This window comes from Pseudomonas fragariae (ex Marin et al. 2024) (assembly GCF_059621105.1).
Window position 1 is genome coordinate 1402917 of the sequence record NZ_CM184369.1, and the last position, 16017, is coordinate 1418933.

The following is a 16017-nucleotide window of genomic DNA, read 5'->3' on the forward strand; positions in this document are numbered from 1 at the left end:
AAAAAATGTGATTGAAGATATGAAATTCATCGAGCTGTTGAAAAATAGAAAAATACGCAAACAGTTGCGCAAGATGGACAAACTGGACAGGCACGCCGAAAAAATCAGATTGAAATACCCGCGTGCGGTAGTCGGCGTCGGGACTTATGGCATTCCGGATATTGTCGACTTCGGTGACGACTCAGTGTTCAGGGTTGGGGCTTACACCTCCATTGCCGAGGGCGTGAAAATTCTACTGGGCGGTGAGCATCGCACGGACTGGATTACGACGTACCCATTCCCGGCGATGGTCGGGCAAGTCGCAGATATTCAGGATTACGCGCCAAGCAAGGGCGATGTAGTGATCGGCAGCGACTGCTGGATTTGCGCCAATGCAACCATTGTGTCGGGTGTCACCATCGGCCATGGCGCCATTGTCGCGGCAGGTGCGATGGTCGTTCGGGACGTGGCTCCTTATTCGGTGGTGGGCGGCAACCCCTGCAAATTCATCCGTTGGCGATTCGACGAGGACATTCGCCAGTTGCTGCTCCAGGCAGCCTGGTGGGACTGGCCTGTCGAAGAGGTCAAGTCCGTCGCACGAACATTGTGCAGTTCGGATATGGACACATTTATCGACTATATCCGCCAGCGCCAGGCATCGCCGCCGCTACCGGTCGGGTGACCGCTGGACTCATGAGGCGTCTGCCCGCATGTCTGCTTCAGAAATGCCATGTCGGTTTGCATTTATTTCGAGCCTCATGGCCTGAATGATCTGGCAGAATAAGGCATTGGCCTGACTCGACCAGGCAGTCGCTAAAATGATAGAGGGCGTTATGAGTCAAGAAAGCATCAACTGGGACACTCTGGGTTTTGACTACATCAAGACCGACAAGCGCTACCTTTCTCATTGGCGCGACGGTGCCTGGGATCAGGGCTCACTGACCGAGGACAACACGCTGCATATCAGCGAAGGGTCGACCGCGCTGCATTATGGCCAGCAGTGCTTCGAGGGCCTCAAGGCCTACCGCTGCAAGGATGGCTCGATCAATCTGTTCCGTCCCGATCAGAACGCCCAGCGCATGCAGCGCAGCTGCTCCCGTCTGTTGATGCCCCACGTCCCGACCGATGTCTTCATTGAAGCCTGCAAGCAGGTGGTCAAGGCCAACGAACGCTTCATCCCGCCTTACGGTTCCGGCGGCGCGCTGTACCTGCGCCCGTTCGTCATCGGTGTGGGTGACAACATCGGCGTGCGCACGGCGCCGGAGTTCATCTTCTCGATTTTCTGCATTCCGGTGGGCGCTTATTTCAAAGGTGGCCTGAAGCCGAACAATTTCGTCATCTCCGGCTACGACCGCGCTGCGCCCAACGGTACAGGTGCAGCCAAGGTCGGCGGTAACTACGCCGCCAGCCTGATGCCCGGTTCCGAAGCCAAGAAGCACAGCTTTGCAGATTGCATCTATCTCGATCCGCAGACCCATTCCAAGATCGAGGAAGTGGGCTCGGCCAACTTCTTTGCCATCACCAAGGATGATGTGTTCCTGACGCCCAAGTCGCCATCGGTGCTGCCGGGTATCACCCGCCTGTCGTTGATCGAACTGGCGAAATCCCGTCTGGGCCTGACGGTCGAAGAGGGTGATGTGTTCATCGACCAGCTCGGCGAGTTCAAGGAAGCCGGCGCATGCGGTACGGCTGCGGTCATTACTCCGATCGGCGGGATTTCCTACAAGGACAACCTGCACGTGTTCTACAGCCAGACCGAAGTCGGTCCTGTGACTCAGCGTCTGTACAAGGAGCTGACCGGCGTTCAGTCCGGTGACATCGAGGCGCCAGCCGGCTGGATCGTCAAGGTGTGATGAGCTGACCCGGATCGTTCCAGCGTCGAACGCTGGAACGATCATTGACCACAGGTTCAGGCTTCAGGTGTTTTTTCTTCCTCAAGCGGCTCTTTCGCCGGCCCCAGCACAATCGCCAGATGCCGCAAGTCGTCGACCTCCAGGCTATAGCTCTTGCCTGAAGGGCTCAGGGTGACGGTTCCCAGCGCATACACCGTGAAGAACTTCACGTCCTCCGCATGGCTCAGCAGCTCACTGATGTAGCGGCTGGAGCGATAGGCCTGCATCTGCGCAGGCGACACGTAGAGCGTCACCAGTTTGCCGTCGAGACGGTCGAAGAACCTGAACTTGAAACCCAGCCCGTATCGCTGTTCGATCAGACCGCCGCCGAACAGCACCCGTCCGTTATCGCCTGATTGTGCGTATTTGATATGGCGAAAATACGAGCGCAGCGACACTTCGCCCTGGCCCGGAATTTTCAGTTTCAGCAGCTTGAAGTCTTCCAGTGACAGCTCAGCCTTGGCCTGCCGATAACTGTCCACCAACCGTTCCAGGTTATTGGTGCGGGTCTCGCTGTAACGGGGCACCTTCGGCGTAGCAGGCTCTATTGGCGGATTGGCAGCGGGTGGACGTTGCACCGGTGCGCCAGCCTTTTCCAGGCCGGACTTCTCCTTGGCCGGCTCCTTGATCGTCGGGTCGAAAACGTCGATGTAATCATCCAGTTTGCGCTTGGCCTTGCGCAGACGCGTCTGGACATCGGTTTCTTCAATCGGGTCTGCGGCCTTGTCGTCTTCGTCCTCGTCCACCCATTCACAGCCCGGCGAGTGGTCGTAATGCGGATTGGCACGGAAGTGCGCGGCGACAAAGGTCGGGTTGTCCTGAGGCTTCACGTCGTAGCGCACGCCCGTCACTTTGGCACCCAGCGCCCGGCAGGCTTCGTTCGAGCAGAGAAACTCGAAGCGCGTACGTGGTGGCTCCTGGGAAAAGTATTCGCGTCGGGCAGCGGCAATCGACAGCTCTTGCTGCAGTTCAACGCAGAATGCGCGGGTGATGGGCTTGCTGGGCTTCATGCGGATCGTCCTTGTACATTCAGGACAACACGCTATTTCAGGCGTAGAGCGCTTGCAACAAAATATGTGAAATGGCGTGAAAAACGGCGGGCAGGGCGGGATAAATCAAATACCCGGCTGCACCCTTTGCGCTATGACGCAAGGGGTGCAAAGGGTGCAAATTGAATCAGGACAGGCGGAAGCGTCCCACGATGTTGTTCAGGTCCAGCGCCAGCGTTGACAGCTCTCGACTTGCACTGGCGGTCTGTTGCGCGCCAGACGAAGATTGCGCCGAAAGGTCACGGATGTTCATGAGGTTGCGATCCACTTCCCGGGCGACATGGGCCTGCTGCTGGGCCGCACTGGCGATCACCAGATTGAGATCATTGATCTCGCTCACGGCAGCGCTGATGACGGTCAGAGACTCGTTCGCGCCCTCTGCAATGCCAAGCGTTTCGCTGGCCAGCTCGGTGTTGCCGCGCATGGAGCCTACTGCGCGTTCGGTGCCGTTCTGAATATTGGTCACCAGACGTTCGATTTCGCTGGTGGATTGCTGAGTGCGGTGAGCCAGAGCACGCACTTCATCCGCCACCACGGCAAACCCGCGTCCAGCCTCGCCCGCGCGAGCCGCTTCGATCGCCGCATTGAGCGCCAGCAGATTGGTCTGTTCCGCAAGGCCCCGAATAACATCCAGCACCTTGCCGATGTCGCGGGACTGACCTGCCAGCTCGCCAATCAGGGTCGCGGTTTTCTGCACATCCGTGCTCATGGTGTTGATTGAGGTCACGGTCTTTTTGACCAGCCCCAGACCGTCTTGCGCGGCGCTGGTCGCATTACTGGACGAGCGCGCCGTATGCTCGGCATTGCGCGCGACTTCTTCCACTGCGCTGGTCATTTCATTGACTGCGGTGGCGGCCTGGTCGATTTCGTTGTTCTGACGCTGGATGCCTTGCACACCGTCTTCGGTGATTGCAGTCATCTCTTCGGCAGCGGCGGCCAGTTGAGTTGCAGAACTGGAGATCTGCTGCAGGGTGTCGCGCAATTGAGTCTGCATCGCAACGACCGCAGCAGCAACGCTGGAAGTGTCATTGGCGCTGATGTTGATCGTGCTGCTCAAATCGCCTCGGGCGATGGTGCGTGTGATCGTCGCGACGGTGCTCGGTTCGCCCCCAATGGCTGACAGGATGCTGCGTATGGTCATGAGGGTCACGATCACGCCCAGTATCGCGATTGTCAGCGTGGCGGCGATGGACAGATTATTGGCTTGAGTGGCGCTTGATTCCTGCGCATCGAAACGCTCGCCCGCACGTTGCTTGCCTTGTTCGCGCAGCGTTTGCAGGGTCTTGAACACCTGCTCGGCAAAGGGTTTGACTTCGGTGCGGTTAATGTTGGTGGCGGCGGCGATATCACCGGTCTGGATCACGCTGGTCTGGTGCCGCATGCCGTCCCGCAACTTGACATAGCCACGCTGCAATTGTTGGGTCAAGGTCACATCAAGGGTTTCTGCGGTGTTCTTGCTCAACTGGGCGGTCAGCTCATCCAGCTTGCTGAAGGCCGCTTCGTTTTCATTCTTCCAGCCTGCCGTCTGCTCCGGGTTGCCGATGGCGATCATGCGTAAAATATTGATATCCACCCGCGTAAGCGCACCATCGATATTGTTGACCGCTTCCGTAGCCAGAAAATCTCTGTTGTAGAGGGCGTCGACATTCGCGGTGGATGTCTTGAGCGTCTGGATCATGAAAACCGACAGCACGATAAATGCAGCGATGATGGCAAATGTAGACGCCATCAGCCTGTTTTTTACGGTCATGCCGCTGGTAGCCGTCGTTTGAATCTGGGACATGGGATTTCCCTGTGAAAGCCTATTGATGGCCTCGTCAGTAATACCGAGGAACAAATAAGTATCGGCGTAGAAAATCCTGACTTTAGGTGATGGCTAAATAATGTCTATCAAGGGGTGGCGGGTACTGCCAGCCACTCGCTCAGCGCCTGCTGATACTCGCCAGTGGCCTTGCTCAGGTGCAGCCACTGATCCACATAGGCTTTCCAGGCGACATCGTCGCGTGGCAACAAATAGGCTTTTTCGCCGTATTGCATGTAGCGGGTCGGGTTGACGGCACACAGGCCCGGCATGCGTTTCTGCTGGTAGAGCGCTTCGGAAGCATCGGTGATCATCACGTCAGCTTTTTTGTCCAGCAGCTCCTGAAAGATGGTCTTGTTGTCATGAAAGGCCAGCGACGCCTTTGGCAGATGAGCGCGAGCGAAGGCTTCATTGGTGCCACCGGCAGGTTCGATCAAACGCACAGAGGGCTGGTTGATCTGCTCGACAGTCTGATACAGGGCCTGATCGGCGCAGCGGACCAGCGGGATTTTGCCATCGACGTCCAGCGTGTTGCTGAAAAACGCTTTTTTCTGGCGTTCCAGGCTCACCGAGATGCCACCCATACCGATGTCGCATTTACCGGCCACCATGTCCGGCATCAGGTTTTTCCACGTCGTGGGCACCCACTGCACGTTCACCCCCAGGCTCTTGGCCAGTGAGCGGGCCATGGTGATATCAATGCCTTCGTATTCGCCGTCTTCGCGCAGCAGGGAGTAGGGCTTGTAGTCGCCAGTGGTGCACACAGCCAGCTGGCCAGCCTGCAGCACCTTGTCCAGATGCGAGGTGTAGTCCTGAGCCTGAGCCATGCCTGTGATGCCCAGCAACAAGGCGGTCAGGGCGCTGTATTTAAGATTCATCATGAGTCTGGATACTCGCAGCGGTGCAGTCGGTTTTATTGAAGTCGACAGATTGCTTCATTTGTCAGGCCGATGTGAAGCTGTAATCAAAACATGCCGTTGACGGGGCAGCGTAAATCAGGGGTTGAACATTTCGTAAAAAAGCGTAATGTTGTCCTCCATGATTCTTGAGCAAATCAAAGCGGTCGGCAATGACACTCGCATGTTGATCATGGAGTGGCTGAAAAACCCGCAAGCCCATTTCCCTCCCCAGGACCACGGTGATCCGGCGATAGGCGTGTGCGTGTCGCACATTCAGGCCAAGGCCAACCTGTCGGCTTCTACCGCGTCTGCGCATCTGGCCATCCTGCAACGTGCCGGGCTGGTTCAGGCCACGAGGATTGGCAAGTGGACCTATTTTCGCCGTGACGAGCAGGCCATCGACCGGTTTGCCGACAGGCTCAAGAAAGAACTCTAGGCTTTGAGCGTTATTTATACATTTCGTCATTTTGCGTAATGTTGAATTGATAGGAGATTGACCATGAGCAATACAACCATCTATGTGCAGGCTGGCGGCGGCTACGATCAGGTCAGCGTGGGCGAAAGCGAAGTGCTTGCACCGAAAGCCGGTGAGATCACTGTGCGTCTGCACGCCAACTCGCTCAACTATCACGACTTTGCGGTCGTCACCGGCATGTGGGCACCAACGGAAAAACGCATTCCCATGGCCGATGGTGCAGGCGTAGTCACCGCAGTAGGCGAGGGCGTCAGCGAGTTCGCGGTTGGCGACTCCGTGGTCAGCACGTTCTTCCCGGAATGGATCAGCGGCGAGCCGCTGGTTGAAGGTTTTGTCACGGTGCCGGGTGATGGCGTCGACGGTTATGCCCGTGAGCAGGTGACTGCCCGTGCTACCTCGTTCACCCTGGCGCCAAAGGGCTACAGCCATGCCGAAGCGTCCACGCTGACCACCGCTGGCCTGACCGCATGGCGTGCGCTGATGGTCGATGACGCGTTGAAAGCCGGCGATACCGTTCTGGTACAGGGCACTGGCGGTGTATCGATTTTCGCGCTGCAATTCGCCAAGATGGTCGGTGCGACCGTTATCGCGACGTCGTCGAGTGATGAAAAGCTGGAGCGTCTGCAAGCCATGGGCGCCGACCACCTGATCAACTACCGCAAGGACAGCAACTGGGGCGAGACTGCCCGCAAGCTGACCGGCGGCCGTGGTGTTGATCACATCATCGACGTGGGCGGTCCATCGACCCTGCAGCATTCCATGAATGCGGCACGGGTCGCTGGGCACATCTCGGTCATCGGCATTCTGAGCGGTGTTGCCGGTCAACTGGAGTTCGTCCCGGCGCTGGTCAAACAGCTGCGCATGCAGGGCGTGCTGGTCGGCAGTCGCACCCAGCAACAGGACATGATCCGTGCCATTGATGCCAACGGCATGCGTCCGGTCATGGACCGTTCCTTCCCGATGACCGACATCGTCGAAGCGTTCCGTTATCAGGAAACCAATCAGCATTTCGGCAAGATCTGCCTGGATATCTGATCCGCAACACTGTGCTGTTAACTGAGCACAGGTGAACAGCGCTGGCCTGCCGACCCTGGTGTCGGCGGGCCAGTCGTGAAGTCTTGCATTACTTTCCTTGGCGATCCCCGCTCATTTCCTTGCATCAAGTTCGCAGGTCTGTGGTCACATCCTCTGTGGCATGAAAGACGTTCGTGCTGTGCAGCGTCAGCGCTGCCTGGCGCCACGTTCACTTCGATTATCAGATCAGGGACGCATTGAATTATGAAACCTCACCTTTTGCTGGGTCTGCTTGGCGTTTTCTCTTTCGGTGTTCAGGCTGCATCGCTGGACGTTCCGATCAATCTGGTCAGCGCTGACGGCGCCCCCAAACCTGTCGGCAGCGTTACGGTAAGCGAAACCCAATACGGCTTGCTGTTCACTCCGAATCTGAAAGAGCTGCCTGCGGGCATCCACGGTTTTCATGTGCATGAAAACGGCAGTTGCGAAGCGGGTACCAAGGACGGCAAGAAGGTCGCAGCCCTCGCGGCTGGCGGGCACTTCGACCCGGCCAAGACCGGCAAGCATCTGGGGCCTTACGCCGATGGCCATTTAGGCGATCTGCCTGCGCTGTACGTGGCTGCTGACGGCACCGCGAGTTATCCGGTGCTTGCCCCACGCCTGAAGAAGCTCTCGGAAATCAAAGGCCATGCGCTGATGGTTCACGCCGGCGGCGACAACCATTCCGACCACCCCGCACCCCTGGGCGGTGGTGGTGATCGTGCTGCCTGCGGCGTGATCTGATGCAGCGTGCCTGCATCCGTTTAGGGTGCAGGCGCGCCAATGGTTAAAGCTTTCTTTATCGCCTGAGTAAGTCGGGCGCTGCGCCGTGCTCCGTTTGTCTCGGCGCTGAGCAATCACGCGCGCTTGAGTGCACCCCCATGATGCATCGCCGAATGACCGGTCTTGTCGCTCTTCACTTCGTACTGCGGATCGTCCTTTGAAGCGGGCCGATGTTTGCCCATGAACTCCACGTCCTGCACATGTACTTTGGTGACTTTGCCATGCACCTGGCCTGCCTCGGAGTTCCAGTGTACGGCGTCGCCAACTTTGAATGCGGTGGTCATTCAGATGTCCTCGAGTGGGGAGCGACTGATCTGCAGCGTTCGCTCGGTACTGTTCGGAGTGTTCGGCGCGGCAAGAATTCACTGCGGTTGATCATGTGGTTGGCCTTTATCTTGCTCATGTATCTGCAGTCCGTTATCAAGGAAGTGATGACATGAGGAAGTGGCTTACAGGCGCACAGATTACCAATGATCAAACCCGGGCTGTTATTGACGGCGTCCTGCAACACGGCCGCGCATTGTCCGAGGCGAAAGAGGAAAACAGGGATTCTCGCATCATTGCTCTTGGTGTAAGTTGAAAAGCTTGCTGATCAAACGATCAGAACATTCGCGCTTTGCTTGCCAAGGAATGCCTTCAATAATGAATCTGTCACTCAAAAAACTGGCTGCCTCCACCTTGATCCTGGCCAGTCTCTCGTCGTTCGCCAGTCTGGCAAACGCCACTGTCACTGCACAACAGAGCGCCGTCATCCTCAAGACGTTCAGTGATACGTCGGTAAAGGATTTCAGGCAGTTTCTGAACAGTCTGGCCAACGCTGATGTGGTTAAAACTGCCGATTTTGGCCCGGCCATCAGTGCCTTTCTCGATAACAAACCACTTTCCGCAGCGCAACAAAACGATATTCATCGCCTGCTCGGTCTGTATACCCGCATGAAGTACGGCAGCGCGGCGACTGAAACCCTGCGTGAGCTGGTGGCGATTCCCACGGTTCGTGTCGACGGCGTTGCCCAGCACGAAAACCCGGCGTTCATAAAGATTGCCGACAAGATCAAGAGCCTTGCCGAAGGCTTCGATCTGAAGTTTCGTAACGTCGATAACCGTGTGTATGAAGTGTCGCTCGACGGGGCCAGTGATGAAGTGGTGGGCATTCATGTGCATGCCGATGTTGTACCGGTCACGCTGGACAACTGGGTCTTGCCTGACGGCACTCGTCTGGACCCGTTCAAGGTGACGTTGATCGGTGATCGCATGTACGGGCGCGGTACCGAAGACGACAAGAACGGTATTGTGGTGGCGCTCTATGCCATGAAAGTCATCAAGGAAGAAAAACTGCCGCTGGCCAGAAACTTCAAGCTGCTGATCGATACCACGGAAGAAACCGCCGGCGACGCCATCCCTTACTATTTTGAGCGTAACCCGACGCCCGCCTACAACCTGGCGCTGGATGGCGGTTATCCCGTTGTGATCGCAGAAAAAGGTTACGGCACGGTCATGGCCAGCTTTGCCCGACGCCAGGCAGAAGGCGAGGGTGCCGAGATCGTTTCAATGACCGGGGGTATGGCCACCAATCAGATTCCATCGAAGTCGGTCGCCACTCTGCTGACCGACAAACCTGCCGAGCTTGCTGCCAGTCTGCAACAGGCCGGAGCCGAGTACGTGAAAAGCAATGGCGGTGACTTCGAGGTCGATGCCAGGGTCGACGGCAAGGACGTCAAACTGACCGTGACCGGCGTATCCGCACACTCATCGGCGCCCCAGTCCGGGGTCAATCCGGTCGCGAGGATGCTGGATTTCATCAACAGCCTGCAGGGCAAGGTTGCGCTCAAACATAACCAGATCACCGACGCTGCTCGCTATGCCGCCGACAACTGGGGGCTCGATTACCTGGGCAGCAAGTTGGGCGTTGGGTTCTCCGACGACTTCATGGGGCCTCTGACCGCATCACTGACGTACGTCGCAATGGATGAAAAGGCATTCAAGCTTGCGGTCAATCTGCGCGTGCCGAAGGGCAAGTCCCCACAGGTGCTCAAATCCGAAATCGCCGAAAAGCTGGCGGCCTGGAGTACGAAAACCGCGATCAAGCCAGCGTTCGACTATTCCATTGCCGAGCCGATGTACCGCAATCCCGAGGGTGAGTGGGTCAAGGCGCTGCTCGCTGTCGCCAGTGAAAATCTCGGTATGGAACACACCTTTGGCACGTCGGCTGGCGCGACGTCGGTCCATTCATTACCCAACGGTGTGCAGTTCGGTCTGGCGAGACCCGAAGTCAAATACACCGGTCATACGGATAACGAGTTCAAGACCACCGGGCAGTTCTTGCTGGATCTGCAGATCGTCACCGAGATGATGGGGCGTATCGGACAACTGCCGAAGCTCTGACACGATTTCCGGGCCTGTTGCAATGACAGGCCCGGGTTCAATGCGCAGGCAAACGAGGCGGGCAACAAGTAAAACCAAGTCTTGGTCTAAGCGCATTCCACCCGGTTGCGGCCCAGGCGCTTGGCCTGATAAAGCGCCTTGTCTGCACGCTGAATGAGGCTGGCGGCCGTTTCCCCGGCGCTGAGTTCTGCAACGCCCAGAGAAATGGTCACCGATCCGGTTTCCGGAATCACCAGGCTTTCAACGCTTTTGCGAATGCGCTCCGCGAGTTCGGCAGCCTGTTTCAACGAGCTGTCGGGCACCAGGATCAGAAACTCTTCTCCTCCCCATCGAGCGGCGACATCCAGGAGGCGGATACGCTGTTTGAGGATGGCCGCAACGCTGGTGATTACGCTGTCCCCGGCAGGATGGCCGTAACGGTCATTGACCGCCTTGAAATGATCGATATCGCAGATGATCAGGCTGAACGGCTTGCCCGACATGCTCACCGCAGGTATCTGCCGCTCAAGCGTATGCTCGGCCGAGCGACGATTATCCAGCCCGGTCAGCGGATCGCTGTGCGCAATCTCCAGCAACTTTTGTTCACGGCCCAGGCGTGTGGTCACATCCTGGCTGATGCTGACGTAATGGGTGATTGCGCCCTCCAGATTACACAGTGGAGAAATGCTGTGCTCCGCATAGAACAGCGAGCCATCCTTGCGCTTGTTGATGAAGGTCGTGCGAAGCGGGGCGCCACTCTTCAGCGCTTCCTTGAATTGCGCATAGAACGCCTCATCGTGTTTTCCAGAGCTCAGCATTCGCGGGTTTTCGCCGAGGATTTCGCTGCTGCTGTAGCCAGTGATCTGCTGAAAGGCTTCATTGGCAAACACGATGGTGGAATTGCAGTCGGTGATGATAATCGGATCAAGCGCAGCGTTCAGCGCCTGCGCCAGCAGGTGTTGCTCACGCTCGGCCCGGATGCGCGGGCTGATGTTCTGCTGCACAGAGACAAAGTTGCATACCGTACCGGCATCGTCGCGCACGGGAGAAATTTTCCACTCGACGATGTAAGGACTTCCGTCCGCGCGGTAATTGACCGTCGACCCTTCGAAAAAAAGACTTTCGCTCAGGCATTCGCGCATCCGCTCGATCACTTGGGGATCGGTGTCCGGGCCTTGCAGGATCCGTGGCGAGGCTCCGATCAATGCCTCGGCCGTGTAGCCGGTCATGGCGCAGAATGCCGGATTGACGTACACAATGAAGGGGCCGCCATTGGCCAGATTGGCGTCGGTGATCAATACGGCATTGAATGACTGTTCAACAACTGCTTCAAGCAAGGCAAGACGCTGGCTGGATGAGGTCATCTGATTTCCTGTCGAGTGATCCGTTAATTGATCGCGGCTCTGATCAGATAATGTGTGACGCAATGCCGGTTGGACGATGGATGCCGTGGGTTGGACCGCAGGCACTGAGCACTGGTTGCACAGGCACTATACCTCCATGAATAAACGGGTGCATAACGCCCCCATGCAGCGCCCAAGTATCTGACCGGTTTGGCAAATATTAACTGCGACGCGATGTCGCATTCCGGTATCGTTCGGTCAATTGAAACTAATTGTTTCTGATTCTTTCGAGGAGTGCGCTGAAAAGCACCCTGAAAAAACGAACGCCAGGAGGTCCGCGTTGGATTTGTCGTCTGCTGCCTGGGTGTTTCACGACACCCGCCTGATTATCTGCTGCCTGATTGCCATCGCCACGATCATCGTGCTGATCAGCGCCACCAGGTTGCCCCCCTTTCTCTCCATTCTCGTCGGCACGTTCATCGCCGGCATCGGCGCAGGTTTGCCAGCCGAGGCTGTCGCAAAGGCCTTCAGCAAAGGCGCGGGCAGCATTCTCGGCGAGGCCGGAATCATCATCGCGCTGGGGGCAATGCTTGGCGCGCTGATGGCCGAGTCGGGGGCTGCGGATCGCATCGCTTCCACTTTGCTCAGGCTGGGCAAGGGCCGCACGTTGCCGTGGATAATGGCGCTGGTGGCGATGGTCATCGGCTTGCCGCTGTTCTTTGAGGTTGGTCTGGTGCTAATGGTGCCGATCATCTTCGTCATGGCGCGTCAGTCCGGTCAGCCGCTGCTGAAAATCGCGATTCCGGCACTGGCGGGCATGACCACCTTGCATGCCCTGATGCCCCCGCATCCCGGCCCGTTGATTGCGGTCAGCGCGTTGCATGCCGATCTGGGGCTGACCATGCTGCTGGGGCTGTGCATTGCCGTGCCGGCAGTGATTCTCGCCGGCCCGCTGTACGGCAACTGGCTGTCCGGGCGCATGCACGTTGAAGAGCCCGCCGAGCTGGGTGAGTTGTTCAGTGCCAAGCCTGAAACCAGCCGGCAGCCTGGGTTTGGCATCTCGCTGCTGATCATCCTTTTACCGGTGATCCTCATGCTCGGCAGCACCTTTGCCAAGATAGCGCTGGAACCTGAAAGCAACATCGCGCTGACCTTGAAGTTTCTAGGCGAGCCCCTGGTGGCGCTGGGCATCGCGGTGCTGGCGGCAACGGTTTGCCTGGGCTGGGCCAACGGGCTTTCCCGTGAGCACGTCGGCGGTACATTGCGCAAAAGCCTCGCGCCCATCGCTGTGCTGTTGCTGACCATCGGCGCGGGTGGTGGTCTGAAGCAGACGCTGCTGGATGCCGGTGTCAGCCAGACCATCAGCAAGGTGGCAGAAGGTGCGCACATGCCTTATCTGCTGCTCGCCTGGCTGATTGCCGTGGCACTGCGTCAGGCCACCGGGTCTGCGACCGTGGCGACCACGACGACGGCAGGTATCCTTGCGCCGATGATGGCCGGGCTGGCGCCGGTGCAGGCATCGCTGGTGGCGCTGGTGATCGGTGCCGGCTCGGTGTTCTTCTGCCACGTCAACGACGCAGGCTTCTGGATGGTCCGCGAATACTTCGGCCTGCAACTCAAGCAAACCATTTGGGTCTGGTCGGTGTTGCAGACCATCGTGTCGGTGGTCGGGCTGGTCGGGACATTGCTGTTGTGGCACTGGTTGACGTGAAGTGCTGCGTAATGGCCGGGAATCAGTCCGGCCCATCAACGTCGGCGTAAATCAGGCAGTGCATTCGGCTGCGGACTTGATGATATGCAGCAATGCCTCTGAGCGCATCGGCCTGTTCAGCAGATAACCCTGAAAGTAAGGGCAGCCCATTTTGCGCAGCAGGTTGTATTGTTCTGCTGTCTCCACACCTTCCGCCGTGATATCCAGGTTCAGCGCTCGTCCCAGCGACAGGATGCTGCTGACAATGGCTTCGCTGCGCTCATACGTCATCATTCGGGACACGAAGGACCGATCGATCTTCACGGCATCGATCGGGTAACGGTCGATGTAGCCGAGCGAGCTGTAACCCGTGCCGAAGTCATCCAGCGCCACTCTCACGCCAAGCTGCCTGATCTGCCGGAGAATCTCCGCGATCGCGTCAGGCTGATAGAGAAACACCGACTCGGTGACCTCGATCTGCAGTTGTGTAGCAGGCAGGCCGGTGGAGGCAATGATCCGTGTTACCCGATCGACGAATCCGGGATGGCTCAACTCTTTTCCGGACACGTTGACATTGAGCCTGAGGTCCAGATGAGAGAACTCCTTGCGCCAGGCCTGCACTTCGCTGCAGGCTTTGTGCATTACCCAGGCACCCAGCTCATGAATAATCCCCAGGTCTTCGGCAATCGGGATGAACGCATCGGGAGAAATGATGCCCATGGTGGCATGGTTCCATCTGACCAGGGCTTCGACCCCGACCAGGTGTTCACAGTTGCCGCTGTAGATCGGCTGATAAAAGACCAGGAAATCCTTGTCTTCCAGTGCCTGGCGCAACGCGTTCTGAATCATCAGCGTGTCGATCGCCGCCTCGCGCATTGAGGTGTTGAAGATGCTCCAGCGTCCTCGGCCCTGTTTTTTCGCGGAGTACATGGCCACATCGGCGTCACGCAGCAACTCTTCGGGCTTGGTATGACTTTCGCCTGCGCTGACGATGCCGATGCTGCAGGAGATGAAAATGTCCTGGCCTTCGATCTGGATTGCCGTGTTCAACTGGCTCACGATGCGTTCAGCCATTTTTACGGCAGTCTCCGGCTGATCCTTGCCCATCAGCAGGATCGCAAATTCGTCGCCGCCGATTCGCGCCAACACATCATTCGAGCGAACGCAGGTCTGCAATCGGTTCGCGACCCCCTTGAGCAACTGGTCACCGGCCAGGTGCCCCATGCTGTCGTTGACCACCTTGAAACCGTCCAGGTCCAGAAAGAGTACCGTTGCCCGTTCGTAACGAGACTTACGGGTTTCAAATGCCGTGGTCAATTCGTTCATCAGGTAAGCGCGGTTGAACAGTGAGGTCAGCTCATCGTGAAAAGCGATATAGGTCAGCTCTTCGGACATGCGCTCGCGTTCCTCCAGCCGGCTCTGTAACGCAAGCTTTTCCTCCCACTCCAGACGAGCTCGCTGAGCCAGTTGCTGAGATTCCTTGCGCTCGGTGATATCGCGCTGCACGGATACCCAATGGGTGAACCAGCCTTTTTCGTTGGCCACCGGCACAATGCTCAACTCGACCCAGAACTGGCTGCCATCCTTGCGGGTGTTGAGCAATTCGACTTCAACCGGTCGCCAGTGACTGAGAGCCTCGCGAATAATGTCCAGCGTTGCCCGACTGGTGTCCTCACACTGCAGGATCCGGGGCGTGCGGCCTATGACTTCCTCTTCCGTGAAGCCGGTAATTGCCAGAAACGCAGGGTTGCAATAGACGATACGCGGGCCGGGCAGATCGATGGGTTCCGCTTCGGTGATAAGAATCGCGTCATTGGCGTTGATGACCACCGATTCAAGCAAGCGCAGGCGTTCGAACGAGGTGACCAGCGGATTGTTGGCCTCGGGATCACGTCCCGGTTGCAGGTAGGTACGAATATGAACCGCCTGGGCCTGCAGCGCATAGCGTTGCGCAGCGCTCAGCACCATTGCGCCATCGCTGTTGCTCAACAGCATCGCGCCCAGCAACTCATGCCTGAAGCCACGGATAGCAACGTAGATCAGGGTAGTCCCCGGGCTGTTGGTCTGGATCGCATTCGCCGGACTGTCCTGACCGACCAGCACCACGTCGCCATACGACGAGACCATCCTCAACCATGCCTCATCCGCTTTGAGCAGGCTTTGGCCGCAGCTGACCAACTGTTCCCAGCCTGTAGCGCTGGATACCATCAGCAAAGCGGCGGTGCACGAGGCGGAGTGAGCAGCTGCCTGCAATACCTTGGCAACATCTTCAACATTCGTCGGTATGACGTGGTCGTGCTCATAGCCCTGTGGGTTCATCGATCGCTATTCCTGAATGGCTTGCATGTGTGGCCCGGATCATGTTCGGCAGCGCATAAGCCGTGGACCCGTTCCGTGGACCTCTTCCAGCTGCGCGGAGAGATGGTCTGATGGGTTCAGCTGATTTTTCAGCCAGGACCACGTACAGACTTGATATTGCTAAAAGACGTTTAGTCCAGGCGACGACTGACCCATTGCATAACGAGCCAGACTGTCAGTCACCGGCCGAATAAACAGTGGAGGTTCATGTATTAATACAGCAAATACAGGCTGATGCCTAAGTGCTATTACGCGCTAATGCTTACGACAGGGCAGGTTTCAAAAGGTTGCATGGGAGGCTGGATGTCCGGATGGGCTGATTGATGCGCCTCAA

The 16017-nt window shown here is 57.6% G+C and carries 13 protein-coding genes; 7 read left to right on the forward strand and 6 right to left on the reverse strand.

The window, feature by feature from the left end:
- The first annotated feature begins 19 nt into the window (after nucleotides 1-19).
- Both AC54XV_RS06350 and AC54XV_RS06355 read left to right on the forward strand, forming a co-directional pair.
- On the forward strand, nucleotides 20-661 hold the full coding sequence (locus AC54XV_RS06350; RefSeq protein ID WP_004406614.1) for a CatB-related O-acetyltransferase: 642 nt from the start codon (nucleotides 20-22) through the stop codon (nucleotides 659-661).
- A gap of 151 nt (nucleotides 662-812) precedes the next feature.
- Nucleotides 813-1832 (forward strand): branched-chain amino acid aminotransferase, encoded by a 1020-nt coding sequence (locus AC54XV_RS06355; protein WP_003314085.1) that lies wholly within the window; start codon nucleotides 813-815, stop codon nucleotides 1830-1832.
- 56 nt (nucleotides 1833-1888) lie between these two features.
- Here AC54XV_RS06355 and AC54XV_RS06360 read toward each other — a convergent pair whose 3' ends face one another.
- From AC54XV_RS06360 to AC54XV_RS06370, 3 genes are all read right to left on the reverse strand, one after another.
- Complete coding sequence (locus AC54XV_RS06360) at nucleotides 1889-2881, reverse strand: hypothetical protein (RefSeq protein ID WP_011266855.1); 993 nt, start codon at nucleotides 2879-2881, stop codon at nucleotides 1889-1891.
- 166 nt (nucleotides 2882-3047) lie between these two features.
- Complete coding sequence (locus tag AC54XV_RS06365) at nucleotides 3048-4703, reverse strand: methyl-accepting chemotaxis protein (RefSeq protein WP_080377097.1); 1656 nt, start codon at nucleotides 4701-4703, stop codon at nucleotides 3048-3050.
- A 107-nt stretch (nucleotides 4704-4810) separates the two neighbouring features.
- Nucleotides 4811-5602 (reverse strand): transporter substrate-binding domain-containing protein, encoded by a 792-nt coding sequence (locus AC54XV_RS06370; protein ID WP_011266856.1) that lies wholly within the window; start codon nucleotides 5600-5602, stop codon nucleotides 4811-4813.
- Between the two features lie 145 nt (nucleotides 5603-5747).
- Here AC54XV_RS06370 and AC54XV_RS06375 point away from each other — a divergent pair, with 145 nt between their 5' ends.
- The 3 genes from AC54XV_RS06375 (at nucleotide 5748) to sodC (ending at nucleotide 7892) form a co-directional block, all read left to right on the forward strand.
- The gene (locus tag AC54XV_RS06375) at nucleotides 5748-6056 is read left to right on the forward strand and encodes an ArsR/SmtB family transcription factor (protein WP_004406609.1); all 309 of its coding nucleotides are present in this window, start codon (nucleotides 5748-5750) and stop codon (nucleotides 6054-6056) included.
- Nucleotides 6057-6119: 63 nt separating this feature from the next.
- The gene (locus AC54XV_RS06380) at nucleotides 6120-7130 is read left to right on the forward strand and encodes a zinc-dependent alcohol dehydrogenase family protein (protein ID WP_003365244.1); all 1011 of its coding nucleotides are present in this window, start codon (nucleotides 6120-6122) and stop codon (nucleotides 7128-7130) included.
- A gap of 243 nt (nucleotides 7131-7373) precedes the next feature.
- Nucleotides 7374-7892: a superoxide dismutase family protein gene (gene sodC / locus AC54XV_RS06385; RefSeq protein ID WP_011266857.1), complete on the forward strand. Its 519-nt coding sequence runs from the start codon at nucleotides 7374-7376 to the stop codon at nucleotides 7890-7892.
- Nucleotides 7893-8005: 113 nt separating this feature from the next.
- Here sodC and AC54XV_RS06390 read toward each other — a convergent pair whose 3' ends face one another.
- Nucleotides 8006-8215, reverse strand: a complete 210-nt coding sequence (locus tag AC54XV_RS06390) for a hypervirulence associated TUDOR domain-containing protein (protein WP_011266858.1) — start codon at nucleotides 8213-8215, stop codon at nucleotides 8006-8008.
- Nucleotides 8216-8573: 358 nt separating this feature from the next.
- On the opposite strand from AC54XV_RS06390, the gene AC54XV_RS06395 reads away from it, so the two are divergent.
- Nucleotides 8574-10313, forward strand: a complete 1740-nt coding sequence (locus AC54XV_RS06395; protein ID WP_011266859.1) for a dipeptidase — start codon at nucleotides 8574-8576, stop codon at nucleotides 10311-10313.
- Nucleotides 10314-10399: 86 nt separating this feature from the next.
- On the opposite strand, the gene AC54XV_RS06400 is transcribed toward AC54XV_RS06395, so the two are convergent.
- Nucleotides 10400-11656 (reverse strand): sensor domain-containing diguanylate cyclase, encoded by a 1257-nt coding sequence (locus tag AC54XV_RS06400; protein ID WP_024642478.1) that lies wholly within the window; start codon nucleotides 11654-11656, stop codon nucleotides 10400-10402.
- A gap of 319 nt (nucleotides 11657-11975) precedes the next feature.
- Between AC54XV_RS06400 and AC54XV_RS06405 the strand changes: the two genes are divergently transcribed.
- Entirely contained in the window at nucleotides 11976-13346 is a 1371-nt protein-coding gene (locus AC54XV_RS06405) for a GntT/GntP/DsdX family permease (RefSeq protein ID WP_004406603.1), read from the forward strand.
- Nucleotides 13347-13397: 51 nt separating this feature from the next.
- Here AC54XV_RS06405 and AC54XV_RS06410 read toward each other — a convergent pair whose 3' ends face one another.
- The gene (locus tag AC54XV_RS06410) at nucleotides 13398-15644 is read right to left on the reverse strand and encodes a putative bifunctional diguanylate cyclase/phosphodiesterase (protein WP_011266860.1); all 2247 of its coding nucleotides are present in this window, start codon (nucleotides 15642-15644) and stop codon (nucleotides 13398-13400) included.
- Nucleotides 15645-16017: the final 373 nt, after the last annotated feature.

Bases quoted from the DNA above. Each gene is read 5' to 3' on its own strand.
- AC54XV_RS06350 (WP_004406614.1), top strand. From the start codon at position 20: ATGAAATTCATCGAGCTGTTGAAAAATAGAAAAATACGCAAACAGTTG.
- AC54XV_RS06355 (WP_003314085.1), top strand. From the start codon at position 813: ATGAGTCAAGAAAGCATCAACTGGGACACTCTGGGTTTTGACTACATC.
- AC54XV_RS06360 (WP_011266855.1), bottom strand. From the start codon at position 2,881: ATGAAGCCCAGCAAGCCCATCACCCGCGCATTCTGCGTTGAACTGCAG.
- AC54XV_RS06365 (WP_080377097.1), bottom strand. From the start codon at position 4,703: ATGTCCCAGATTCAAACGACGGCTACCAGCGGCATGACCGTAAAAAAC.
- AC54XV_RS06370 (WP_011266856.1), bottom strand. From the start codon at position 5,602: ATGATGAATCTTAAATACAGCGCCCTGACCGCCTTGTTGCTGGGCATC.
- AC54XV_RS06375 (WP_004406609.1), top strand. From the start codon at position 5,748: ATGTTGTCCTCCATGATTCTTGAGCAAATCAAAGCGGTCGGCAATGAC.
- AC54XV_RS06380 (WP_003365244.1), top strand. From the start codon at position 6,120: ATGAGCAATACAACCATCTATGTGCAGGCTGGCGGCGGCTACGATCAG.
- sodC (WP_011266857.1), top strand. From the start codon at position 7,374: ATGAAACCTCACCTTTTGCTGGGTCTGCTTGGCGTTTTCTCTTTCGGT.
- AC54XV_RS06390 (WP_011266858.1), bottom strand. From the start codon at position 8,215: ATGACCACCGCATTCAAAGTTGGCGACGCCGTACACTGGAACTCCGAG.
- AC54XV_RS06395 (WP_011266859.1), top strand. From the start codon at position 8,574: ATGAATCTGTCACTCAAAAAACTGGCTGCCTCCACCTTGATCCTGGCC.
- AC54XV_RS06400 (WP_024642478.1), bottom strand. From the start codon at position 11,656: ATGACCTCATCCAGCCAGCGTCTTGCCTTGCTTGAAGCAGTTGTTGAA.
- AC54XV_RS06410 (WP_011266860.1), bottom strand. From the start codon at position 15,644: ATGAACCCACAGGGCTATGAGCACGACCACGTCATACCGACGAATGTT.